Below are 24,627 nucleotides of genomic sequence, written 5' to 3' on the forward strand. Positions count from 1 at the left end.
CCGCCCTTATGGACGGCTTGATGCGTTAATGACTTCCTTTTTCTTCTCTTTTTCCTTGCCGTGCCCCTTACCATTATTCATGGCAGAAGTGTCCTCATCTACGCTGTCACCTTCACCGTCTGCCGGTGTGGACTCAGGTTCACCTTCCTGATTGGGATCAACACTTCCCTCATCAACGCTACCTTCACCTGGATCAGGCTCATTTTCTGGCGGCGTCTCAGTGCTTTGTTCCGGGTCAATGGAAGGAACGTTTACTGTTCCGTTTTTGGCTTCACTGTAGGAGACAAGATACGTATCCAGGAACTGTCCATCACGATATACGGACACAGCCCCATTTTCATTTGGAGCGAGCACAAGTGGAATGGTCAAGGTCTGGGTTGAGTTCACAGTGCGTGTTCCCCATTCCTGATTCTTGCCACGTGCATCTTCATATGTGATACGGATTTTACTGTTTTTTCCATCTTCTTTGGGTGATACAATGATATCAAAAGCATATTGCAGCGCTTCAGGCGGATACCCTGTGCTGATAAAGATCGTAATCTTATCGCCAGGACGTACGTCTGCGCCCGCTTCCACAGGCCATTGCTGCGTCACTTTGCCCTTTTCCACCGTATAACTTAGTTCTTCCTGCACCTGAGCAAGTTCCAGTCCAGCAGATTTAAGTTTTTCTTCGGCTTCACTGCGGGTAAGATTTTTCAGATCAGGCATTTTGACTGTTTCAGCACCTTTACTTACGGTTAACTCAATCTGAACTGTCTCTGGGTCGAATTCCTCATTGACACCCGGTGTCTGGGAAATAACAGAACCTGAAGCCACATCATTGGAGAAGTCATCTTTCCGCTGAATCTGATCTTCCTTAATACCAAGAGCAGTCAGCTTCTTGACAGCCTCATCATAAGTTACTTGTTTGACATCAATCATCTTCAAAAGTTCTTTTTCTGCACCAACACTGATCTGGACCTCGGATCCTTCTTTGACAACATCGCCTTCTTTTCTGCTCTGTGCATAGACGATACCGGGTTCGACACCTTCCTGGTACAGACGGATGACCTCATCACTGACGACGAGTCCTTTCTCCTCAAGCATTTCCCGCGCCTTTTCTTCCGTCTGGGTGATCACGTTAGGCACGGTTACTTCAGGTACAACCAGCATCCCCTTGACATACCATACAACGCCCACCATGGCGATTAGAATAAGAACAGTTAATGAGATGAGTAGAGCTGGCTTCTTCCAGCTCTTGGATTTTGCCTTACCCTTGCCAGTTTCTTCGTCAGACTCCATCACAGGCACTGCACCCGTCGATGTAACTCCGCGAGGTTCAGGCTTGATCGCTGGCATAACGCGAGTCTGGTCTATATCATCCTCATCCGGAAAATCAATCTTCGTTTCATTCCGTCTCTCCGGCATCAGGCAAGTTTCCAGATCGGTCTGCATTTCTTTGGCTGACTGATAACGTTCCTGCGGATTTTTACGCATGGATTTTAAGATGACATTTTCCACACTTTGCGGAATCAATGGATTGAATTTGCGTGGTTCATCGAACTCTTCCTGCAAATGCTTCAATGCCACACTGATTGGACTTTCACCCAGAAACGGAAGTTGCCCGGTAAGCATTTGGTAAAGTACGATTCCAAGAGAATATAAGTCCGATTTTTCACCAGTAACGATGCCTTTGGCATGCTCCGGTGAGAAGTAATGTACAGAACCAACTACAGAACCCGTCTGCGTAATCGTTGTAGATGTAACGGCACGAGCGATTCCGAAATCCGTTACCTTCACGCGGCCATTCCGGCCAATTAATATATTGTGAGGTTTGATATCCCGATGAATGATTTGATTATGATGTGCATGATCAAGAGCATCTGCAATCTGGGAAGCGATTCGCACCGATTCGTCCACCTGCAGAGGGGCACGTTCTTTAATAATTTCATTCAGGTTTTTGCCTTCCACATACTCCATGACAATATAATGAACGTCATCTTCCTGCCCCACGTCATAAATACTGACTACATTCGGATGAGACAGCGATGCTGCCGATTGTGCTTCCCTGCGGAAACGGCGAATAAATTCTTCGTCATGCACAAACTGTTGTCTAAGGACTTTGATCGCTACATTCCGGTTCAACAGAAGATCCTGGGCTTTGTACACAAGAGCCATGCCGCCACCGCCGACACGCTCAATCACTTCATAGCGTCCGCCTAGCTGGTGCCCAATCATGACTCACACCCCGTTTCCGTATCCACGGAACCTTCCCTCTGCAACTCGAACAAAGCAACCGTGATGTTGTCGTCTCCCCCAGCAAGTAAAGCCAACTGAAGCAGTCGGTCTGCACGATCTTCCAATGCCAGTTCCAGATTGCCGGCAACCTGAATAATCTGCTCATTGCTGACCAGGTTACTGAGACCATCACTGCACAGGAGAAGAACTTCGCCTTCCTCCAGCTTGACGGTATCCAGATCTACCTTCACCTCGGCATCTGTTCCAAGCGCACGAGTTAGTACGTTGCGACGTGGATGATGGGACACATCCTCTTTGCTAATCTGACCATTTTTGAACAATTCATTCACCAGTGTATGGTCCTCGGTTAGCTGGATCACAGCTTTGTTCGCAATTTTGTAGGCTCTGCTATCACCGATGTGTCCAATAACACCTTCCGTATCGTTCAATAAAGCCGCAACTACCGTTGTTCCCATGTTGTGATACTTGTCATCTGTTGATGCCGTGCGGAAGATAACTTCGTTGGCATGCAAAATAGCATCGCTGAGAGCCGCAGACAGAGACGCATGTGACAGACCTGGTTCCAGTGTTCCCAGATCTTTCACCAACGTCTCTACTGCCAAGCGGCTTGCCGTATCCCCTGCAAGATGTCCACCCATGCCATCGGCAACAATACCCAGAATATATCCTGTATCGAGATTACGAATCCAGGCTGAATCTTCATTCACCGAACGCACTCGTCCGATATGGCTCACATGAACTGTTTTGATCAAAACGTTCTCACCTCAACTCCATATGCTTTGCACGAAGCTGACCGCAAGCGGCAGCAATATCATGTCCCTGTTCACGACGAATGGTTACATTAACACCCTGTTCCGAGAGAATCTTCTGAAAATTGAAAATGTCGCTTCTCGATGTTCTTACGTATTTGCGTTCAGGTACATGGTTAACCGGAATCAGATTCACGTGGCACAACATGTTCTTAAGCACACTTGCCAGTTCTGCTGCATGCTCTGGCTGGTCGTTTACCCCACCAATAAGTGCATACTCGAACGTAATTCTCCGACCTGTTTTGGCCAGATAATAACGAAGGGACTCCATCACGTCTTCAAAAGGAAAACGACGGTTAACCGGCATCAATTTCGAACGCAGTGCATCATTTGGTGCATGGATCGAAATGGCGAGGTTAATCTGTGTATCTTCATCTGCAAACTTGTAGATGTTCGGAACGATTCCGCTCGTGGATACCGTGATGTGACGCTGACCGATGTTCAGCCCTTTTTCATGAATCATAATGCGCAGGAAAGTCATCGTAGCTTCATAGTTTTCGAAAGGTTCACCTGAACCCATGATCACGATGCTGCTGACACGCTCGTTGCGTTCATCCAGAATTTTCTGAGCCTGCACAACCTGGGCAACAATCTCCCCAGCCGTAAGGTTACGCTTGAGACCACCCAATGTGGATGCACAAAACGTACAACCAATACGACAACCAACCTGTGTGGTTACGCAGATGCTGTTCCCGTAGTTATGCTTCATGATTACTGTCTCAATGGCATGATCATCATGAAGACCAAAGAGGAATTTAACCGTTCCATCCTTGGATTCAAACTTGGTAATTTCCTTAAGCGTTACGAATTCAAATTGCTCTGTCAGTTTTTCACGCAACGGCTTGGACAGATTGGTCATTTCACTGAAATCATTCACGCGTTTTACATAAATCCAGTCAAAGATTTGGCCACCGCGAAACGCCGGCTCCCCATTCTCCACAGCCCATTGCTGCAGTTGTTCCAGAGAATAATCATATATAAAAGGTTTCATTTTGTTGTCAACACCTATTCCTTCTTTTCTTTTCGTTGGCTTCCTTCTTTTCGTTCCATTCGTCCTATTCTATCACAAAGACCACGTTACATCCATGTATACCCTTGATATCTGTACTTCATGCATTATAACATCTCAATGCCGCCATCGCACCCTGTCATCACATTCTCTGACAATTATATCGTAGTCCCATCACAAAGAAATCCGCCGAAGTTCCCCTCGGCGGTCATACTTCCGTGCTCTATTAAACTGTTATTTCGCTGTTTTTGTCAACCGTGCGATGAAAAATCCGTCGCTGTGAGCGTATTGTGGCAAAATCTGAATACCACCATTCACAACCTTCAAGTTCGCTGTCTCCGATTCAGACCAGACGGATGTTTCTGCTGGACTATATTCCGGATGTCGATTCAAGAAGTCTGCAACCATATCCTCATTCTCAGCAGGCTCAATCGTACACGTACTATACACCAGAATACCACCTGGTTTTAACAACGGCGCAACCTGATCAAGCAATTCACGTTGCAAGCCTGCGATATCTTCGATATCTTTTACGGTTTTGGTCCATTTCACATCAGGCTTGCGACGAATAACACCCAGACCTGAACATGGTGCATCCAGCAAAATGCGGTCAAACGACGCTTCCGGGTACCGTTCATTCAGGTCTAGCGCATCTCCAGTTACAGCATCGATACAGCTCAGACCGAGACGCTCCGCCTGATCCAGGATCAGCTGGCGCTTGTGAGCATGTACATCATTGGCGACAATACGACCGCGATCCTGCATTTTCTCAGCCATGTGAGCTGTTTTACCACCTGGAGCTGCGCAGCAATCCAATACAAGTTGGTCTACTTCTGGCGAAACTGCTTCAGCGACAAGCATGGAACTTTCGTCCTGTACAGAGAACAACCCGTCCCGATACCAGGACGTTAGAGCCATGTTTCCGCCACTACGTACAAGAATTCCATCGGAACTCAGCTGAGAAGCTTCAACGACTGCACCTGTACTGGTCATCTCATGCATCAGTTTCTCCCGTGTGGTCATTGTTGTGTTGACCCGGACACTCACCGCTGGCGGCTCATTATTCGCACGACAGATCGCTTCCGCCGTCTCTTCGCCGTACTGGGCAATCCAGCGTTCAACCATCCATAACGGGTGGGAATGCTCCAGTGAAATACGTTCGGCAACGGGCAAATGTTCTGGAATACGAAGTTCATCCCGATTGCGGATCATATTGCGAAGCACTCCATTCACCATACCCGAGATTCCCTGATGGCCCAGTTTCTTGGCCAGATTAACCGCTTCGCTCACCACGGCATGCTCCGGAATACGATCCAGGTATATCATCTGATATACGCTGATTCGCAGCAGGCTACGAACCCATGGTTGCAGTTTGGATACTCCTTTGGCGACGTAACGTTCCAGAAAATAATCAAGTGTATTCAATCTGGCGATTGTTCCATACACCAATTCGGTAGCTAGTCCAGCATCTGCGGGGCTTAGATCCGCCTCTTTCAGACGGCGGTTCAACTCCAGATTACTGTATGCTCCATCTTGCTCAACAGCACTCAGAACCTTGACTGCCAATGTACGAGCAGATGTTTTGGGTTGCTGGGAGCGCGATGCACCACCCGATTTACCCGAATTCGGACGACGGTTTCCTTCACGTCCGGATGCATTTCCATTAGCTTTCTGGCCTTTTCCTGACGAACGACCTGGTATGTTACCGCTCATCGCAGCACCGTTCCAGGTTTCAGTGTACCACCGCGAGCAAAGTCAGCGGCCTGCATCACCTTTTTACCTGCAGGTTGCACTTCAGTCAACCAGAGAGACCCATTGCCTGTGCGGACTTCAATCCCTGCCTTGTTCAATTGCAGCACCGTTCCCGGCTCTGCTTGTCCAGCATCCGAAGAAGTTGCCAGGTCCACCTGATCGGGATTAGCCGCAGCCCATACTTTGAAGACCTGATCATCCCACATCGTAAATGCACCGGAGAACGGCACTAGACCACGAATCTGATTGAACAGTTCACGTGAAGTACGACTCCAGTCCATTTTCTCGTCATCCCGAGTCAGATTGCGAGCATACGAAGCCTCGGCATCATCCTGAGGGACCGCCGTTGTCTCGCCTGCAATCAATCGTGGCATTTCTGCCTGAAGCAGTTTGGAACCAGCCTCACTTAATTTATCAAACATCGATCCTGATGTATCTTCATCCGTAATTGGCAGTTCCACACGCGAAATCATATCTCCGGTGTCCAAGCCTTCAGCCATATACATCAATGTGACTCCTGTCACGGATTCCCCGTTAATAATGGAACGTTGAATCGGGGCTCCTCCCCGATATTTCGGTAAAAGAGAGCCGTGCACGTTCACACAACCACGAACAGGCATATCCAGCACGGCTTTGGGCAGAATCTGTCCAAAGGCCGCGGTTACGATCAGATCCGGCTTCCATTCAGCCAAGCGGGATACCGCTTCCGGATCACGCAATTTAACAGGTTGAAACACCGGCAGACCGTGGCGTTCTGCCGCGGCCTTAACCGGTGTTGGCGTAAGTACTTTTTTGCGTCCTTGTGGTTTATCAGGCTGAGTCACCACACCCACCACATTGTATCCCTCTGCCATCAGCATATCGAGAGAAGGAACTGCAAATTCAGGTGTTCCCATAAAAACAATATTCAAATCGATCACTCCTTAATTACGACGCGGTCCCGTTTGATCGGCTGCAATTTCGTACACTTTCTCGGCGACATCCGTAAAGAGTACGCCATCCAGATGATCAATCTCATGCTGGAATGCACGGGACAGCAAGCCACTACCCGTAATAATCAGCTCTTTACCTTCACGATCCAGACCTTTAACTGTAACGGTCTCGAAACGGCGAACATCACCATTAATTCCAGGGATACTCAGACAACCTTCCGGTCCAAATTGTTCTCCCTCACTTGCAATGATCTCCGGGTTAATCATCTTGATCAGCCCTTGCTCATCACCTGCGTCAATAACAATCAGACGTTTCAAAATACCAACCTGTGGCGCAGCAAGACCCACACCTTCTGCATCGTACATGGTATCAGCCATATCATCCAGCAATTTTTGTACATTTGGTGTAATTTTGGTTACTTCTTTGGCTCTCTTGTGGAGCACCTCATCTGGTTCTTGCACGATAATGCGAATCGACATGTTGTAAGCACCTTCCTAATCCTCATCATAATTTCAGGACGATATCTGTATTTTGGGGTATTCATTTTAATCTATGTTTATACCGCTTGTTTACATCCGCATTGCTGCAAAATGCTTACATTAACATTTGCGGGTCTACATCCAGACTAATAAGCAATTTTTGCGCCTGAACATCATCGTCCATGCGCCGGGCCGTAGCCAGAGCGAGTCCTATGGCGTCTACATCCCCCCGCCATTTTATCATACATTGGAATCTGTATCTATTCTTGATCCGAGGAATCGGAGACGCTACTGGCCCTAGTACATCAAAGGCATCATTGCTGAATCGATCCAGACTGCCGAGCCATCCAGCCGCATTAGCCTTCTCTTTCAGTATCCGCGTGTAGTTCTCGGCAAGACGAATCAAAACCGGAAGTTGTTCATGCGAAAAGGTCACCAGAATCAGGCGACAGTAGGGCGGATATTGCAAATTGCGACGGTGCAGCAATTCCTCACGTACAAACGACACATAGTCATGCTGACTCGCATGCCCGATTGAGTAGTGTTCCGGCGTATAGGACTGAACAAACACCTCACCAGGCAATTGGTGTCGACCAGCTCGGCCAGCTACCTGTGTTAGCAACTGAAACGTTTTTTCCGCAGCACGGAAATCAGGTAAATTCAACGCTGAATCCGCTGTTATCACGCCAACCAGGGTTACATCCGGGAAATCAAGTCCCTTCGCAACCATCTGGGTGCCCAGCAATACATCCGCCTTTTTCTCACGAAACTGTTTCAGCAGCTTCTCGTGAGCCCCTTTTTCCGTTGTTGTATCCACATCCATCCGAATGACCCGAATGCCCGGAAAGAGCTTCGCAAGTTCTTCCTCGACTCGCTGTGTACCTGTACCAAAGTATCGAATATGCTCACTACCACAGTCCGGACACACTTCCGGAGCCGCTTCCGCATACCCGCAGTAATGACAACGGAGATTATTAGAGCGCTGATGATACGTCAATGAAATATCACATTCGGGACAACCTGCCACATATCCACAACTTCGGCACATGACAAAAGTCGAATATCCACGGCGATTCAGCAGAAGTACCGTCTGTTCACCACGCTCCAAGCGCTCCTCCAGCCCTTTGTGCAAAGCCCTGCTGAACATGGAGCGGTTGCCATCCTTCAATTCTTCACGCATGTCAACGATTCGCACTTCAGGTAGCTTGTTACCCAGTGCCCGTGTTGGCATCTCCAGTAAGAGTGGTGCAAAATCATCATTACTTTGCGAGCGTGCCGCATAGTAACTTTCCAGCGAAGGTGTCGCTGAACCCAGAACAACCACGGCCTGGTGCTGCTGTGCTCTTTTTACCGCCACATCACGGGCATGATATTTCGGAGTTTCCTCCTGTTTGTAGGAAGTCTCGTGTTCTTCATCCATAATGATCAACCCAAGCCGACTGAATGGAGCAAATACGGCTGAACGCGCCCCAATTGCAACCTTCACCTGACCCTCACGAATCTTGCGCCATTCATCATAACGTTCACCACCAGACAGACGACTGTGCATAACAGCAACTTGGTCCCCAAATCGCCCTTTAAAACGTTCTACCATCTGTGGTGTGAGCGCAATCTCGGGCACCAGTACGATAGCCTGCCGATCCTGTTCGATGCATTGTTGAATGGTTTGAAGATAGACTTCCGTCTTGCCACTTCCCGTAACACCATGTAACAAAAACACCCCATGGCGTTGTTCCTGCAATCGGCCATTAATATTGTCGTAGACAAGTTTTTGCTCATCGGTCAGAACCAGCGGTTCAGTCGCTTTGAACGTCCTGCCCTGATACGGGTCACGGAAGACCTCAACGTCCTCGGTGACAATTAGTCCCTTTTCCTCAAGCCCCTTAATCGTTGCAGCCGATACCTGTAGTGTAGATAACACTTCTTTCATCGGCATGGGCAGCAGTTCTTTCATTTCCAGCAAAAAAGCCAGAATCTCCTTCTGCCGCTGTGCTTTCGCCGGGAATGAAGCAAGTGCTTCCTGAGCAGCAGCAATATCTACAGCCAGATCAACGGACTTCATCGTTTTTTTATTTAACTTGTCCTTGATGGCCTGACTTTCCAGCAGCACACCACCAAGCAATAATTTCTTAATTAGTGCAGCATGATTGGGATATTTTCGACTCAGTTGTTGCAGCGGTACCTGACCCCGACTTTTGACAAAACGGATGATATCCTGCTGTACTTTCTCAGTCGTAGACTCTTCTCCCCAAACAAATAACACCTCATCATCCGGTTGTGCACCCGCCATCTGTCCATCAAGTGCATCTCCCAGCGAGATGTATCGCTCTGCTTTCCCTTTCAATGCCGTCGGCACCATGACCTGCAATGACAAAATCCGGTTACTGGCATAACGTCCACTCATCCATTCGGCCAACTCAACCAAATCCTTTGACAACGGGGGAACAATGTCCAGTAACTCCTGAATCTGCTTAAGCTTGAATGTTTCCTCTCCGGTACGCGGCACAAGATCAATCACGAATCCCTGCACCGTCCGATGACCAAAAGGCACACCCACCCGGCTGCCAATCTCGATCCATTCTCTCATCGATTCAGGTACCAGGTAATCAAACGGCCGGTCTGTTTCCTTCACGGGAACATCGACTATGACCTTGGCAATCTCCATATCCTAATTCCTCCCGGCAATGCGCTCCGCCGCAATCCGGAGCAACCGATGAGCCACATCGTCCTTGGCTATCACTGGAAGCTCCTCCACCAAACCTTCCCGGTCATAGATATGTACCGCGTTGGTGTCTGTTCCAAATCCTGCACCCGTGCGGGTTACATCATTGGCTACGATCAGATCACAGTTTTTCCGTTCCAATTTCTCACGTGCAAACATCTCAACTGACTGAGTCTCCGCAGCAAAACCAATCAAAAACTGATGGGTTTTCTGTTTGCCCAGCGTTTCAAGAATATCTATATTTTTAACAAGTTCGAGCGACAGCGTGTCGCCTTTCTTCTTGATCTTCTCGGTATAAACTTCCTTTGGACGATAATCGGCAACTGCCGCCGCCTTAACCACGATATCAGCATCGTCCCATTCGCGTGTTACCGCTTCATACATATCCTGTGCAGACTGTACAGGGATCAGCTCAACGTTCTCCGGTGGCTTGGCTTGGGTACTGCCCATAACCAATTTCACATCTGCCCCCAGATCACGCGCAGCTGCGGCGATGGCAAATCCCATTTTGCCAGATGAATCGTTCGTAATGTATCGTACTGGGTCAATGCGCTCAATCGTACCTCCAGCCGTAACAACAACCTTCTTGCCTTGTAACAATGGAGCTTGTCCCTGCCAGCTAATGTCTGCAGACTCGCGCTGTTCAAAGAAACGTTCCACCACATCCACAATGCTCTCCGGTTCTTCCAGACGTCCCTTGCCCACATATCCACACGCAAGCAGACCTTCACCTGGTTCGATCATCATAGCGCCCCGTTCAACAAGCAGGCTCATATTATGCTTTACAGCTGGATGATCATACATATGTACATTCATCGCTGGAGCAATCATGACAGGGGCTGTCGTCGCAAGAAGAGTCGTTGAGAGCATATCATCTGCCATGCCATGCGCCATCTTGGCAATGACATTGGCTGTTGCCGGAGCAACCAGAACAAGATCCGCCAGATCGGCCAGATGAATATGAGATACAACTGCTGGCTCACGTTCATCAAATGTATCGGTATATACGGTGTTTCGGGTCAACGTTTGCAGCGTCAATTCGGTAATAAACTGTGTAGCGGAAGCTGTCATGATCACATGAACATCCGCTCCCTTTTGCACCAGTCTGCTGCATAATGTTGCCGCTTTGTAAGCGGCTATGCCGCCAGTCACACCAAGCACGATTTTTTTACCGTTCAACATGTTTATTTCCCCCGATATTTATACGACGTCTAGGGCGCGTCTGAAAACTCCGAAGGAAGCAGATTTTCCCGAATTTTCGTTCCAAGCAAGGAAGTTTTCCGCAGGCGTGCCGGGGCACGTCAAGGGAAAGTGACGCAGCAGGGGGCGAAAAGGCGGTAAAAGATGCACTTCAGCGAGTTTTGAGACACGTCCTAAGTAAGATTCCGTTAAAATATGCTTATTCGTAAAAAAATAACAACCTCGCGGTTGTCAATTAATCCGGCTTGCGCCGTATGCAGTTGAAGAGCAGCCGCAGGCGGCTTACTCTTCTTCTTCGTCCTGTCCTTTGATGACAACGAGCAGGTCTCCATAGATTTCTTCCAGTGCAACGCCCACTTGTTTATGGGATCTCGCACCTCTTAAATCCGATTTTTCACCTTCACGTAGCTGTCTAGCCCGGCGGGAAGCAGCAACAACAAGGGAATACTTGCTGTCGACTTTGTTCATCATTTCATCAATAGAAGGATACAGCATATTAACAAACACCTCTTCGCATTAGTATAATCGCAAGTTGCCGCCTGACAGAACTGATGTGGCATGTCTTCACACCCGGGCATTCCGAGAAGGAGTGCTTCAGTATATGATATGACAACTGCCCCACTTATATCGCATTCTGCAGCGGCAAAAGGGATTATTTATTGATCTTACAATGTTCGGCGATTATAATGCTTTCTATTCTCTTGCACGCCAAATCAATTTCATCATTAACAACAGCGTAATCATACTGCTCCAGCAGACTGATCTCATCAACCGCCACGGACATCCGGTGATCAATGGTCGCTTGGCTTTCGGTACCACGGCCCTGAATGCGATCTTTCAGCTCGTCCAATGAAGGAGGAAGCAGGAAAACAAAGATCCCTTCCGGGAATTTCTCTTTCACTTTTAACGCGCCTTGAACCTCAATCTCCAGAATGATGTCGCGGCCTTCGTTAATCGTTTTCTCCACAAAATCACGCGGTGTTCCGTAATAATTACCAACATACTCCGCATGTTCCAACAATTGATCTTCAGCAATCATGTTCTGGAACTCTTCATGACTTCTGAAGAAGTAGTTCACACCATGTTCTTCACCAAGACGAGGCTGACGGGTTGTCGCCGATACGGAATAGATCAATTCCGGCACCCGTTTGCGCAAAGCGCTGCATACAGTACCCTTCCCGACCCCAGATGGGCCGGACAACACTACCAGTAATCCCTTAGACATATTACACTCCATTTTATTCGTCGTTATCATCATCTTTCGAAGAAAGACGATGGGCGACCGTCTCAGGCTGAACTGCAGACAAAATGACATGATCGCTATCCGTAATAATTACGGCACGAGTACGTCTTCCGTACGTTGCATCAATCAGCATGTGACGATCTCTTGCCTCTTGTATAATTCTCTTGATCGGCGCCGATTCCGGACTCACGATGGATATAATCCGGTTCGCCGATACGATGTTACCGAATCCAATGTTAATGAGTTTGATTGCCATAATCAGGTTCTTCCCCCTATACATGCGACTCTTTTGCCGAAATGTGGCCGTTCATTCGATATTCGCAGCTTGCTCACGAATCTTCTCCAGCTCCGCCTTCATCTCGACAACACGATTCACCAGAGCCAAATGGTTGGCTTTTGATCCAATCGTATTGACTTCCCGATTCATCTCTTGAATTAGAAAGTCCAACTTACGACCTACGGGCTCATCACTCTTCAGCAGTTCCCTGCTCTGTCCAAAATGACTCTGTAGACGCGTAAGCTCCTCTTCTATGTTAGAACGATCGGCAAACATTGCAATTTCCATACCCAATTTATGCTCATCAAAAGGGAAAGAGCCTTCTTCCTGCATTTCCGTAAGCCTCTGTCTTAGCTTGTTGCGGTAATCACTTACCACAGTCGGTGCAAGATCAAGCATCTCGGTATGCAGTGACTCCAGACGGGTAATCCTCCGTTCCAGATCACTGGCCAGATGAAGACCCTCGCGAGCGCGCATCTGTTCAAGGCTGGACAGAGCCTCTTTCAATCCTTCCTGCAGAACTCGCTCCCATTCGTCCTTCTGCTCTTCGGGAATGGAACTTGTCCCATCCGAATGAACCATGACGTCCGGCAGCGCAAGTATATCCACAATACTTGGTTTGCCCTGCATTCCATATTGGGTTTCCAGTTGCTCCGCAGCCTGCAGATAGGCCCTGACCGTCTGTTCATTCAGAACAGCGGGAAGAGCCTGGTCTTCCTCTTTTTCTTTCATTACATAAACATCAATCCGCCCACGTTTCAAACGACTCTGTACGATCTTCCTCAAACCGTCTTCATAATACGTCCACTCTCTTGGCAGACGCATCATCACTTCGCAGTAACGATGATTAACAGATTTGATCTCTAATTGTACCTTATAGCCGCCAAAATGAAAGGCGGATTGACCGTATCCGGTCATACTGAATGACATCGGCATCACATCCGTTTTACTATTGTAATTGATTATTAGGGTTGAAACAAGTAGGACATTGATGCTCCGACTTCTCCCATACGTATTGAGTCAGTTCGGCCGTCATGCCGTAGAACATAAACGGTGTCATAAGATAGATGCCTTTGAAATGCGCTGTTGCTACGTCCAGCAATTCCTTGGCAATTTTTACCCCCATCGCACGGCCTTCTTCGCCTTCCAGACCTGCCATACGGGAACGCACTTCATCCGAGAGCTGAATTCCGGGAACCTCGTTGTGCAGATACTCTGCATTCCGTCCACTCGCCAGCGGCATTACACCTACAAAAATGGGCACATCCAGATGTTTGGTCGCTTCGTGCATTGCTACAATCAACTCAGGATCATAGATCGGTTGTGTCATGATGTAATCAGCGCCAGAGGCAATTTTCTTCTCCAGACGTTGTACAGCTTTCTCCAAATATTTCACATTAGGATTAAATGCCGCTCCAATTACAAAACCAGCTCTTTGCTTCAGCGGTTTACCTGAGAAAGCCACTCCATCGTTCAACTGTTTGATCATGCGTATGATTTCAAAAGAAGTCAGGTCGTATACCGAGCTTGAACCCGGCAGATCACCAAATCTTGCAGGATCTCCTGTTACAGCCAGTACATGATTAATGCCCAGAGCATCAAAACCCATCATGTGTGACTGTGTTCCAATCAGATTGCGGTCACGGCAGGCAATATGCACAAGTGGACGAAGGCCCGTGCGATCCTGAACGAGGTGACCCAGCGCCATGTTGCTCATCCGTGTTACCGCGAGTGAGTTATCGGCCAGTGTCAGGGCATCGGCTCCTGCTGCTTTCAGTGTCTCGGCACCCTTCATGAACTTGGCAATGTCCAAGTCACGTGGCGGGTCAAGTTCAACAATGACCGTGTGACGCTGTTTGACCAGATCAACGATTGTAGGCTGTCCTCCACGTCCGGAACGCTCATCCACATTTTCATGCAACACGATACGTGGTTTGGATTCTGACGGATCAGGCTCCAGAATGGGCGAAGGCACATAGTCAGCAAGCGCCTCTTTCATAGCGGTAATATGATCAGGTGTCGTACCACAGCAACCACCGATAATACGAGCACCCAGTTCAGCAAATTGCACTGCCGTCTGACCAAAGTACTCCGGAGTCGCACCATAACGGAACTGACCATCCACATAATCTGCGGCACCCGCGTTCGGGTAGACGGACATTGGAATACCAATACGTCCGGAGACGGTTTCCATGGCACGCATAATCCCGTTTGGACCTGAGCGACAGTTAAAACCAATGACGTCCGCACCCTGCTCCCGCATAATACGGAAGGCTTCAGGCATTGTATATCCGTCCAGTGTGTGTCCTACATCCTCTACCGCGAACTGTCCAATCACGGGCAGATCACTTAGCTTGCGCGCTTGCAAAAGGGCAATATCCATTTCCTCGATATCATAGAAGGTCTCAAGCAAAATGCCATCCACGCCTTCATCAAGCAGTGCAGAGATCTGTTGTTGATAAAAGCGTTTCAGTTCACTCGTTGATACATTCGTCCGCTTGCCACCTCGAATGGAACCAACTGCACCAAGCACATAACCGGTATCTCCAGCTACCTCTTTGGCAATGCGTACGCCGGCACGGTTCACGTCCTCCACCTTGGACTCCAGACCGAACTTGGACAACTTGTCGTAATTGGCAGAATACGTATTTGTTTCAAATATTTCTGTACCTGCATCCCGATAACGGCGATGTACATCCGCCACTACTTCAGGTGAAATCAAGTTTAATTCTTCATATGAAATCCCCACCGGGAACCCCATTTGGTACAGAAATGTTCCCATGGCCCCATCTCCAACGAGAACCCGTTCCTGCATAACTTTGCGCAAATCCGCCTTCATCCCATTTCCCCCCGCCTAGCTGTGATCATTTACATACTAATGTAACACAAAAAACGCTAAAAAACGAAGAAAAACACAGGTTTTTAATGAGTATCCAGCTCATATGGACTTTCTTGCCATACAGCCCCCAATATGTCTCTGTACAGGAGACACGACCTGTCCTTTTTGACAAAAAAAGAGGCCCGCAGGCCCCTTTGGTTAAACCTTTCACTTTTTATGAAGTGATTCCCTTAAAAACAACTTCAGCAGGTCCAGTCATGTACACATGATTGTCAGCTTCATTCCACTCAATGTGGAGATCCCCACCCTTGAGGCTGATGACTGCTGTACGATCTGTATGTCCATTCAGGACAGAGGATACCAGTGTCGCACAAGCTCCGGTTCCGCAAGCTAGTGTTGGACCCGCTCCGCGTTCCCATACACGCATGTCCACATATCCACGGTCACGAACTGTGGCAAATTCCACATTGATTTTTTTCGGGAACATCGGATGTACTTCAAGAAGCGGTCCCCAGGTTGTCAGATCAAAATTCACAGCATCATCAACATAGATAACCGCATGCGGGTTACCCATGGATACGGCAGTGAATTTGAACGCATGTCCATTCGCTTCAATGTAGTGATCAACCACTGGGTTGGCATCCACCGTTGTAGGCACTTGAAGACCGTTCAGAATCGGCTCACCCATATCGACACGAACCGTTTCCACTTTACCATCACGAATGTTGAGACTCACAGGTTGTACCCCTGCACCAATCGTTTCAATGGTGATCTGCTCCTGGCTCACGTGACCATGATCGTATACATATTTGGACACACAGCGAATGGCATTACCGCACTGTTCTGCTTCCGAACCGTCCGAATTCATGATACGCATCTGAAAGTCCGCCTTCTCCGAAGGCAGTATATAAACCAGGCCGTCCGCACCGATGCCAAAGAAACGGTTGCACCATTTCACAGCCAATTCTGCTGCATCTGCCGGAAGCTCCTTTTCACCAAATACAACGATAAAATCGTTACCAAGTCCATGCATTTTCGTAAATTCCATAATCTTGCCCACTCCTTTTGGCAGTCTGCTGCCAAAGCTATATTCTTGCTCTTCTAAAGGATTACCATAGAAATTCATATTCAACATTACACAAAAAAGCTATCCTGCAAAATGCCAAAGCTTCCGCTTTGAATCATTTTGAGGATAGCATAACGAAATGGGTAAGGAAAAGGTATTGATTTTATGCCGAAAACTTTGTACTTTTCGGTACGAAGCGGCCAGAACCACCCATACGGCGGCGGTTACGACGACCACCCCAGACGCTGCCTGCACCCATAAGGAACGTTGGAATGCCCGCAGCAACGATGCAGATCGCCCATTCACGCAAACCAAGCGGTACGGTTTTGAAGATCGGCTGCAATGGTTCAACGTACATGACAACCAGCATCAGTACAACCGATGAAATCACAGCAAGAACCAGATATTTGTTCTGTAAAGGATTCCGGTGGAAGATCGACCGCGAACTACGGCAATCAAAGACATGAATGAGTTGCGCCAAAACGAGTGTCGCGAATGCCACCGACTGTGCCTTGATCAGTTGCCCCGGATTATCCGGTGCAGCCTGAAGGGTAAGCCAGAACGCTCCGAGTGTACATAATCCAATCAACACACCCCGGCTAACGATTTTCCAACCCAGTCTCCGCGCAAAAATATTTTCCTTGGCTCCACGGGGTTTGTGTTCCATCAAATCTTTCTCAGGCTGATCTACCCCGAGCGCCATTGCAGGCAAACCATCCGTCACCAGGTTAACCCACAGAATCTGAATAGGCACGAGTGGTAGCGGCAGGCCCATCATCATTGCAAAGAACATTGTCAATATTTCGCCCACGTTTGATGCCAGCAAATAACGGATAAACTTGCGAATGTTCTCATAAATATTACGGCCTTCTTCAATGGCAGCCACAATGGTTGAGAAGTTATCATCACTCAGAATGAGCGCCGAAGCTTCCTTCGTGACATCTGTACCCGTAATGCCCATCGCGATCCCGATGTCTGCTGCTTTAATGGCTGGAGCATCATTAACTCCATCACCCGTCATGGCGACGACATGCCCTTTGCGCTGTAACGATTTCACGATGCGAAGCTTGTGTTCCGGAGATACCCTTGAGAACACGTATATGCCCTCTACCTGTTTATCCAGTTGATCGTCTGTCATGCCTGCCAGTTGCTGACCACTTAACGAAGCCCCTCCGCGGGGAAGAATCCCCAACTGATGAGCAATGGCTTCTGCCGTTGTTCCATGATCACCTGTGATCATGACGGTACGAATGCCCGCTTTGCGGCATGTAGCAATCGCATCTCTCACTTCACGACGCGGTGGATCAATCATACCTGCAAGTCCTACGAAGACAAGCTGACTCTCGGCGGCGTGTTCGTCAGCCACTTTTTCTTCCGGCCGCACTTCACGGTAGGCCATTCCGAGGACACGTAGTGCCGCTCCGGCCATGCTCTCGTTAGCTGCCATCACTTTCTGCCGCAGCGTTCCAGTGAAAGGTACAACCTTGCCTTCCCACAAAATATAACTGCAGTGTCCGATTAACACATCCGGTGCACCTTTGGTGTAGATCATTCGGCCTCCCTGATGATGAACCAGGACCGACATGCGTTTTCGCTCCGAATCAAACGGGAATTCCTGCTGGCGGGCATACAACTCTTTGAGTCCGGCAGGAGTAAGCCCCATTTTGGAGGCCAGTGTGACGAGTGCCCCTTCCGTCGGATCGCCTTTCAGCTCCCAGAATACATTGTCTCGTTGAACGGTTTCTTCTTGGAGATCACCTTTTTTCGTATTTTTCTTGCCGTCCTTTTTGTTATCCTTGCCCTTTTTCTTGCTCCCCACCTCGCTTGCAGCACTTTCCACAATACTCGCATTGTTGCAAAGCGCGCTGATCTGAAGCATTCTGCGCAGGGACTGGTCGCTCTTCAGTTCCACCGTACGACCGTTCTCCAGCATCTGCCCTTCAGGTGCATAACCATCCCCGGTAACCTTGATGTTACGTCCCTCCAACCACACATCCGTTACCGTCATCTTGTTTTGGGTGAGCGTGCCAGTCTTATCCGAACAGATTACGGATGCACAGCCCAGAGTTTCGACAGAAGGCAGTTTGCGTACAATGGCTTTACGTTTGATCATACGCTGCACGCCTAGTGCAAGTGCAATGGTTACAATGGCCGGCAGACCCTCCGGTATGGCAGCCACCGCGAGGCTGACCCCTGCCAGAAACATGCCAACAGCTGGTTGTCCGTGCAATATCCCTGCGACGACAACCATAATGGTTAATCCCAATGCGACAAAAATCAGAATTTTGCCCAATTGCTCCAGCCTGTGCTGTAGCGGTGTTTCTTGCTCCTCCGTATTTTGGATCAGATCGGCGATTTTGCCCATCTCCGTCTCCATCCCCGTACGGATAACCACACCTTTGGCTGTGCCACGAGTGACCATGGTACCCATAAAACCAATATTCTTCTGATCACCCAGCGGAACGTCCTCGTCCGCAATCGGAAGGCAATGTTTGCTTACAGGAACCGATTCCCCGGTAAGTGCCGACTCCTCGACATCCAGACTGTTCGTTTGCAGCCAGCGCACATCAGCGGGTATACGGTCCCCACTCTCCACCATGACAATATCCCCGGGGACAAGTTGTTTGGCGGCAAGGTGTACTTCCTGGCCTGAACGAAGCACTTTGGCAAGAGGTGCAGACAACTGTTTCAATGCACGAAGAGATCGTTCAGCCCGGAATTCCTGTACAAACCCCAGAATTGCATTCAGTACGATAATAGCCACAATCGTTACCGCATCCAGATACTCACCCAGTAATCCGGATACCAACGTTGCTCCCATTAACACCAGCACCATAAAATCCTTGAACTGATTCAAGAGCAATGTAATTGGAGAAATGCGTTTCCCCTCGCTCAGCTCATTCGAACCGACCACTTTCCTCTTCTCTGCTACGGCTTCATCCGTCAATCCTTCCTGCGGGCTGACGCCAAGAGTGTTACGAAGCTCTTCATCACTAAGTTGATGCCACTTGGTATGTTCCATGCTTCAAGTTTCCCTCCCAGTCTGTATTTCATCTGCAAAATAAGCTCACATGACTCACCGGCGCGCTGGTCGACAGGCTGTACACTATGCCGGACAAACTACCTGCTCTATATGTATTCGGACAGGTCTGTGATTAGCACCCGGAAGGTGAATCCTTTCCCTGATGGACAGAATAGGCTAAAATAAAAGTCTGCGATGTTCTGCGCAGTACCAATTCCAGCGTTCAACAAGCAAGCAACGAAGAATCTGTAGCCAGTCCTTGTTTTTTTACATACCTGGTTGCACGTTTCAGTTATATAGATGAAGCATTTGGCATGATAAATGCAGATGCTCGATAGAGAGAGGAAGTGGAAAAAATGGCATTGGACGGCATTGTAACACGGGCCATTGTTCATGAACTGCAAGGCTGCATTGGTGGACGTATCAGCAAAATCCATCAGCCGAATGGCCATGACGTAGTTCTCACCCTGCGTGCTCAGCGCGGAAATAGTAAATTGCTTGTTTCGGCAAGCCCGACATATCCCCGTGTGCATTATACGGAAAAGACATTCCTTAACCCTACGGAAGCACCCATGTTCTGCATGTTGCTCCGTAAGCACTGTGAAGGTGCAATCATTGAGGAGATCCGTCAGATTGGCATGGAGCGTATTATCCACATCAATGTGCGCCAGCGCGACGAACTGGGGGATGTTTCGGTTAAACGGATCATCATTGAATTGATGGGGCGTCACAGTAATATTATTTTGCTTGATCCTGTAACTGGAACGATTCTGGATGGCATTCATCATGTGACTCCTTCCATCAGCAGTTACCGGGTAATCATGCCTGGATTCGCGTATACTGCCCCACCCGAGCAACATAAAAGTAATCCGCTCGAAGTGAGTCGTACAGCATTCGAGGACAGCTATCATGCCGCTGAGGAAGAGGCATCACGCTGGCTTGTGAACTCCTTTAGCGGTCTTAGCCCGTTAATTGCGGGAGAGATTGCTGCTCGTGGAATTGCTGCTGAGGGCACAGTGAGTACTCAAGCTTTGGTTGAGGGTGAAAGCCGAGTTGAGGCTGGTGCACTCTGGAACGCTTTTGAAGCCGTGATGGGGCCTGTCAGAGATCATATCTACACACCTGTAACCGGAATGAACGCCAAAGGCAAAATGATTTTCTCGGCCGTTCATCTTCAGAGCATTCAGGATTTGGAGAAAACCTATGACACGATGAGCAAGTGCATGGAGGATTATTACGGAGACAAGGCTGAACGGGACACGGTAAAACAGAGAGTAAGTGATCTGCTCCGTTTTCTGCAGAATGAGCGAAGCAAAAACATCAAAAAGCTGGACAACCTGAACAAGGACCTGCTGGAAGCGGACGATGCGGACAAGTTCAGACTATGGGGTGAGTTGCTGTTTGCCTCCCTGCATCAGGTTCACAAAGGGGACAAGAGCGTGGAGCTTGTGAACTTCTACGATGAAGACCAAGCCAACATTACCATTCAGCTTGATCCACTGCTCACACCGTCTGACAACGCACAACGTTATTTCAAGCGGTATAACAAATACAAGAACAGTCTGGCTGTGATTCATGAGCAGCTTGGCAAAACCAAAGACGAGATTAACTATCTCGATAACCTGTTACAGCAGCTGTCCATTGCATCCATGAACGATATTGAGGAAATACGGGACGAGCTTGTGCAGCAAGGATACCTTCGTGACCGCAATAAAAAGGGTAAAAAGAAGAAGAAAAGTGACCGTCCAACCGTACACCAGTTCACCTCCTCCGAGGGAATTGATATTCTTGTGGGCAAAAACAACCTGCAGAATGAGTACGTGACCAACCGTCTCGCTTCTTCCAATGACACTTGGCTGCATACCAAAGACATTCCAGGTTCACATGTCGTTATTCGCAGTACGGACTTTGGTGAAGCTACATTGGAAGAAGCAGCACAGCTTGCTGCCTATTTCAGCCAAGCCAAGGAGTCCAGCAGTGTGCCTGTGGATTACACGTTTATCCGTCATGTACGCAAACCAAGTGGTGCGAAGCCAGGTTTTGTGATCTATGATCATCAGAAGACCTTGTTTGTTACACCAAATGATGAATTGATCAAGAGTCTGCCATCCACGATTAAAAATGGATAAGGCTATATAAGTTAAACTAAAGATTATTTACACTGACACTACGATGACAGAACAACCTTCCAATCGCTGTTATCCCCAGATTTTTCTGATCCCCTTTTTCAAGGGTAAATCCGGGGATAAAGGCGAAGTTTATGCTTTCGAAGTAGCTTTCCTGCAGAAAGCTTTTAGCTCGGCTTTTTCAGGTTTTTTCTGTCCTCTCCGTTATCGTGTAAATGATTAGTTCAACTTATATAGATGTAACAGTAACAATAGAAAAATCCCCTGACCATTAACGGTTCAGGGGATTTTTCTATTGCATTATATGTTTGAATGATAGTTGAAGCTCAGCTTATTTATCATTTTATTGAATATTAATTCATTTATATGTATAATAATTCAATTCTAAGAAATATAAATTACTGTTAAGGAAGTGTACCATGACCATACATATCAGAGAAACTCAACCTAATGATCTGAAACCCCTAATGTCATTAATGCATGACTATGTGGTGGGATTCTACAACAACCCCTGGCCTGGTGATCAATCCATCCAGCTTTTGATTAACAACCTGCTTAATCAGCAGATCGGCGCTCAATTCGTGGCAGAACAGGACGGAGAGCTTATCGGATTTTCCACCCTGTTCTTTACCTACAGCACGATGAAAGCAGAACGTGTCGCCATCATGAATGACCTATTTGTTACGGAAACATTCAGAGAGGGCGAAGCAGAAGCTAAATTATTTGCACACTGTCAGCAATATACGCGTGACCATGGATGCGCATATATGTCTTGGATCACAGCAGTGACCAATGAGCGGGCACAGCAATTATTCGAGCGTCTTGGGGCTACACGTGGCGCTTGGGTAAACTATTCCATTACGTAGACTCTTTTGAGCACAAAAAAAAGGGACATGTAAACATGAAGGTTCAGCCCTATCATGTTTGCATGTCCTTTACTACTATGACTTAAAATGTATCCCAGTAATACAGAATTTATTATAGTCAGATAGAGCGCTGCAACGTCTCGCTTACTCTCCCTTTTGCTGTGAAGCAGCTGCCTTCAGCCTTTCCAACACATCAACCGTTACCGTCTTGCTACCAAGATCCCCGTGGAAAACAACACCTTGCCGTTTGCCATGATAATCAGATCCACCTGTTTCAATGAGGTCGTATTCCTTGGCCAGCTTACCATACCTGCGTTCCTCTTCCGGGCCATGATCCGAATGAAACACCTCAATGCCATCTGGACGAGAGTCTTCGATGATACGTCGCACCAATTCATCATCATTATAGAGACCCGGATGGGCAATCACAGCGGCTCCACCTGCGGCCCTGATCCACTCGCACGCATCCTCTGGTGCAACGCGGGGTACAGATACGAAGCCAGGCTTACCCTCAGCAAGATACCGATCGAATGCATCCCGCATGTCAATAGCGTAGCCTTTTTTCACCAGCACATCGGCCATATGAGGTCTGCCAATACTCTCATCCGGCTCTAACGGTCGTCCCAGCTCATCCAGTACCTCCTGCCAGCTTATATCAAGCCCGAGTTCTTGGAGCTTGGCGATAATCAGATGATTCCGCTCATCTCGCGCTTCTCGTAATCCGCGCAACCGTTGCAGGAACTGCTCATCCTCTGTATTCACATAATACCCGAGCACATGAATATCTTTCCCACCAGCCCGAGTGCTGATCTCCACTCCGGCAACAACATCAATATCGTACTCTTTTCCCGCTTGCTGTGCTTCCGCTACACCAGCTACTGTATCATGGTCCGTTAGGGCAACCGCAGATAGCCCTTTTTGTTTGGCAAGCTTCACATTATCAGCAGGTGGCTGCATTCCATCGGAAGCCTGACTATGCGTATGAAGATCACAGCGTCCTTGGCGCTGATCCATGATCAACAGCTCCTTTGTGTAAAATTGATTATGATTCAATCTTATCTATCATTGATGTTGCCAACTCTATTATGCCTTCCCTGTCTTGTGTACCGACTTAGGCTGCTCCTGCTGACGCAGATAATTCAGGAAAGCGACTGCTGACAGGGGCAACAAGGACGATTTTAGATGGATGGCATAGAACTGCCTTTTGAATTCGAGTCCGCGGATATCCACAATATGAACAAGTCCCAGAGCCAGTTCATGCTGCACCGAAGAAGGAGATAACATCGTAATGCCTACCCCTGCCTCCACGGCCGATTTTACCGCTCCTGTACTGCCAAGTTCCATCACAACATTCATATCCTGTGGATCAATCTTTTTCTTTTGCAATTGGTCTTCCATCACCTGACGTGTACCCGAGCCCTTCTCACGCAGCACAAAAGGATAATTCATTACATCCTCAAGATTCACTTTGCTACGCTTAGCCAGATCATGCCCGGCAGGTACGATCAGTTTCAGCTCGTCCTGCATGACAGGCTCTACAATCATGTCCGGGTGGTGCACTGGCGCTTCAATCAGACCAAAATTAAGCTGGTGCTTCAATATATCATCCATAATTTGCGTTGTATTCATCACTTTCATGACGATGGAAATATCCGGATATTGTAGTGCAAATGGTCCGAGCATGCGTGGCAGCACATATTCCCCGATCGTTAAGCTGGCTCCCAGCTGGAGTCGGCCCTGTAACATCTGAGTAAACGCCGACATCGCTTCGTCCGTCTGTCTGACCAACTCTACACTCCGTTTCGCATGAGGTAATAAAGTCCGGCCAGCCTCGGATAATTCTATTTTTTTGGTGGAACGATGCAGTAACTTGGTGCCAAAATAGTCCTCCAATGATTGAATCTGCATCGTTACTGCCGGTTGAGTCATATGTAATGCTTGTGCCGCAGCCGAGAAACTCCCTTTCTCTGCTACCGTATAAAAAATATGCAATTGGTGAAAATTCATATCTTCGCCCCTCTTCGATTACACTCTATACATTGTAGC

At 48.2% G+C, this 24,627-nt stretch carries 19 protein-coding genes; 2 read left to right on the forward strand and 17 right to left on the reverse strand.

Annotated elements, in window-relative coordinates:
* Nucleotides 1-6: 6 nt before the first annotated feature.
* From pknB to MHI12_RS20285, 15 genes are all read right to left on the reverse strand, one after another.
* Nucleotides 7-2,217, reverse strand: a complete 2,211-nt coding sequence (gene pknB / locus MHI12_RS20215) for a Stk1 family PASTA domain-containing Ser/Thr kinase (protein ID WP_405170156.1) — start codon at nt 2,215-2,217, stop codon at nt 7-9.
* Complete coding sequence (locus MHI12_RS20220) at nt 2,214-2,990, reverse strand: Stp1/IreP family PP2C-type Ser/Thr phosphatase (RefSeq protein WP_036614606.1); 777 nt, start codon at nt 2,988-2,990, stop codon at nt 2,214-2,216. The genes pknB and MHI12_RS20220 overlap by 4 nt, the downstream gene beginning before the upstream one ends.
* Nucleotides 2,991-2,997: 7 nt before the next feature.
* A complete protein-coding gene (gene rlmN / locus MHI12_RS20225) occupies nt 2,998-4,038 on the reverse strand; it encodes a 23S rRNA (adenine(2503)-C(2))-methyltransferase RlmN (protein WP_017687452.1) in 1,041 nt (346 codons plus the stop codon).
* A 252-nt stretch (nt 4,039-4,290) separates the two neighbouring features.
* Nucleotides 4,291-5,769 carry a 16S rRNA (cytosine(967)-C(5))-methyltransferase RsmB gene (rsmB, locus tag MHI12_RS20230; RefSeq protein ID WP_405170157.1) on the reverse strand — a complete coding sequence of 493 codons (1,479 nt, stop codon included), beginning with the start codon at nt 5,767-5,769 and terminating at the stop codon, nt 4,291-4,293.
* On the reverse strand, nt 5,766-6,719 hold the full coding sequence (fmt, locus tag MHI12_RS20235) for a methionyl-tRNA formyltransferase (protein WP_405170158.1): 954 nt from the start codon (nt 6,717-6,719) through the stop codon (nt 5,766-5,768). Before fmt ends, rsmB begins: the two co-directional genes overlap by 4 nt.
* Before the next feature lie 12 nt (nt 6,720-6,731).
* Entirely contained in the window at nt 6,732-7,220 is a 489-nt protein-coding gene (gene def, locus MHI12_RS20240) for a peptide deformylase (protein ID WP_017687449.1), read from the reverse strand.
* 115 nt (nt 7,221-7,335) lie between these two features.
* Nucleotides 7,336-9,885, reverse strand: a complete 2,550-nt coding sequence (gene priA, locus MHI12_RS20245; protein WP_105599619.1) for a primosomal protein N' — start codon at nt 9,883-9,885, stop codon at nt 7,336-7,338.
* A gap of 3 nt (nt 9,886-9,888) precedes the next feature.
* Nucleotides 9,889-11,124, reverse strand: coding sequence for a bifunctional phosphopantothenoylcysteine decarboxylase/phosphopantothenate--cysteine ligase CoaBC (coaBC, locus tag MHI12_RS20250; protein ID WP_405170159.1), 1,236 nt, complete (start codon nt 11,122-11,124; stop codon nt 9,889-9,891).
* Nucleotides 11,125-11,424: 300 nt separating this feature from the next.
* Nucleotides 11,425-11,637 (reverse strand): DNA-directed RNA polymerase subunit omega, encoded by a 213-nt coding sequence (rpoZ, locus tag MHI12_RS20255; protein ID WP_091028645.1) that lies wholly within the window; start codon nt 11,635-11,637, stop codon nt 11,425-11,427.
* Nucleotides 11,638-11,794: 157 nt separating this feature from the next.
* Nucleotides 11,795-12,367 (reverse strand): guanylate kinase, encoded by a 573-nt coding sequence (gmk, locus tag MHI12_RS20260; protein WP_017687445.1) that lies wholly within the window; start codon nt 12,365-12,367, stop codon nt 11,795-11,797.
* 13 nt (nt 12,368-12,380) lie between these two features.
* Nucleotides 12,381-12,641, reverse strand: coding sequence for an extracellular matrix/biofilm regulator RemA (gene remA / locus MHI12_RS20265; protein WP_006209218.1), 261 nt, complete (start codon nt 12,639-12,641; stop codon nt 12,381-12,383).
* A 51-nt stretch (nt 12,642-12,692) separates the two neighbouring features.
* A complete protein-coding gene (locus MHI12_RS20270; protein ID WP_341008138.1) occupies nt 12,693-13,592 on the reverse strand; it encodes a YicC/YloC family endoribonuclease in 900 nt (299 codons plus the stop codon).
* Between the two features lie 19 nt (nt 13,593-13,611).
* Complete coding sequence (locus MHI12_RS20275; protein WP_017687443.1) at nt 13,612-15,501, reverse strand: bifunctional homocysteine S-methyltransferase/methylenetetrahydrofolate reductase; 1,890 nt, start codon at nt 15,499-15,501, stop codon at nt 13,612-13,614.
* Nucleotides 15,502-15,715: 214 nt separating this feature from the next.
* Nucleotides 15,716-16,549, reverse strand: coding sequence for a diaminopimelate epimerase (gene dapF, locus MHI12_RS20280; protein ID WP_076251213.1), 834 nt, complete (start codon nt 16,547-16,549; stop codon nt 15,716-15,718).
* Between the two features lie 181 nt (nt 16,550-16,730).
* Nucleotides 16,731-19,589 carry a cation-translocating P-type ATPase gene (locus MHI12_RS20285; protein ID WP_405170160.1) on the reverse strand — a complete coding sequence of 953 codons (2,859 nt, stop codon included), beginning with the start codon at nt 19,587-19,589 and terminating at the stop codon, nt 16,731-16,733.
* A 356-nt stretch (nt 19,590-19,945) separates the two neighbouring features.
* On the opposite strand from MHI12_RS20285, the gene MHI12_RS20290 reads away from it, so the two are divergent.
* A complete protein-coding gene (locus MHI12_RS20290; protein ID WP_405170161.1) occupies nt 19,946-21,718 on the forward strand; it encodes an NFACT family protein in 1,773 nt (590 codons plus the stop codon).
* Nucleotides 21,719-22,134: 416 nt separating this feature from the next.
* Nucleotides 22,135-22,581: a GNAT family N-acetyltransferase gene (locus MHI12_RS20295; protein ID WP_405170162.1), complete on the forward strand. Its 447-nt coding sequence runs from the start codon at nt 22,135-22,137 to the stop codon at nt 22,579-22,581.
* Nucleotides 22,582-22,725: 144 nt separating this feature from the next.
* On the opposite strand, the gene MHI12_RS20300 is transcribed toward MHI12_RS20295, so the two are convergent.
* Together MHI12_RS20300 and MHI12_RS20305 are read right to left on the reverse strand one after the other, a co-directional pair.
* On the reverse strand, nt 22,726-23,595 hold the full coding sequence (locus tag MHI12_RS20300; RefSeq protein WP_405170163.1) for a PHP domain-containing protein: 870 nt from the start codon (nt 23,593-23,595) through the stop codon (nt 22,726-22,728).
* Nucleotides 23,596-23,664: 69 nt separating this feature from the next.
* Nucleotides 23,665-24,588 carry a selenium metabolism-associated LysR family transcriptional regulator gene (locus MHI12_RS20305; protein ID WP_405170164.1) on the reverse strand — a complete coding sequence of 308 codons (924 nt, stop codon included), beginning with the start codon at nt 24,586-24,588 and terminating at the stop codon, nt 23,665-23,667.
* Nucleotides 24,589-24,627: the final 39 nt, after the last annotated feature.

The organism is Paenibacillus sp. FSL H8-0280 (assembly GCF_045040665.1).
Lineage (GTDB): Bacteria > Bacillota > Bacilli > Paenibacillales > Paenibacillaceae > Paenibacillus > Paenibacillus xylanexedens_A.

Bases quoted from the DNA above. Each gene is read 5' to 3' on its own strand.
- pknB (WP_405170156.1), bottom strand. From the start codon at position 2,217: ATGATTGGGCACCAGCTAGGCGGACGCTATGAAGTGATTGAGCGTGTC.
- rlmN (WP_017687452.1), bottom strand. From the start codon at position 4,038: ATGAAACCTTTTATATATGATTATTCTCTGGAACAACTGCAGCAATGG.
- rsmB (WP_405170157.1), bottom strand. From the start codon at position 5,769: ATGAGCGGTAACATACCAGGTCGTTCGTCAGGAAAAGGCCAGAAAGCT.
- def (WP_017687449.1), bottom strand. From the start codon at position 7,220: ATGTCGATTCGCATTATCGTGCAAGAACCAGATGAGGTGCTCCACAAG.
- priA (WP_105599619.1), bottom strand. From the start codon at position 9,885: ATGGAGATTGCCAAGGTCATAGTCGATGTTCCCGTGAAGGAAACAGAC.
- coaBC (WP_405170159.1), bottom strand. From the start codon at position 11,124: ATGTTGAACGGTAAAAAAATCGTGCTTGGTGTGACTGGCGGCATAGCC.
- rpoZ (WP_091028645.1), bottom strand. From the start codon at position 11,637: ATGCTGTATCCTTCTATTGATGAAATGATGAACAAAGTCGACAGCAAG.
- gmk (WP_017687445.1), bottom strand. From the start codon at position 12,367: ATGTCTAAGGGATTACTGGTAGTGTTGTCCGGCCCATCTGGGGTCGGG.
- remA (WP_006209218.1), bottom strand. From the start codon at position 12,641: ATGGCAATCAAACTCATTAACATTGGATTCGGTAACATCGTATCGGCG.
- MHI12_RS20270 (WP_341008138.1), bottom strand. From the start codon at position 13,592: ATGTCATTCAGTATGACCGGATACGGTCAATCCGCCTTTCATTTTGGC.
- MHI12_RS20275 (WP_017687443.1), bottom strand. From the start codon at position 15,501: ATGAAGGCGGATTTGCGCAAAGTTATGCAGGAACGGGTTCTCGTTGGA.
- dapF (WP_076251213.1), bottom strand. From the start codon at position 16,549: ATGGAATTTACGAAAATGCATGGACTTGGTAACGATTTTATCGTTGTA.
- MHI12_RS20285 (WP_405170160.1), bottom strand. From the start codon at position 19,589: ATGGAACATACCAAGTGGCATCAACTTAGTGATGAAGAGCTTCGTAAC.
- MHI12_RS20290 (WP_405170161.1), top strand. From the start codon at position 19,946: ATGGCATTGGACGGCATTGTAACACGGGCCATTGTTCATGAACTGCAA.
- MHI12_RS20295 (WP_405170162.1), top strand. From the start codon at position 22,135: ATGACCATACATATCAGAGAAACTCAACCTAATGATCTGAAACCCCTA.
- MHI12_RS20300 (WP_405170163.1), bottom strand. From the start codon at position 23,595: ATGGATCAGCGCCAAGGACGCTGTGATCTTCATACGCATAGTCAGGCT.
- MHI12_RS20305 (WP_405170164.1), bottom strand. From the start codon at position 24,588: ATGAATTTTCACCAATTGCATATTTTTTATACGGTAGCAGAGAAAGGG.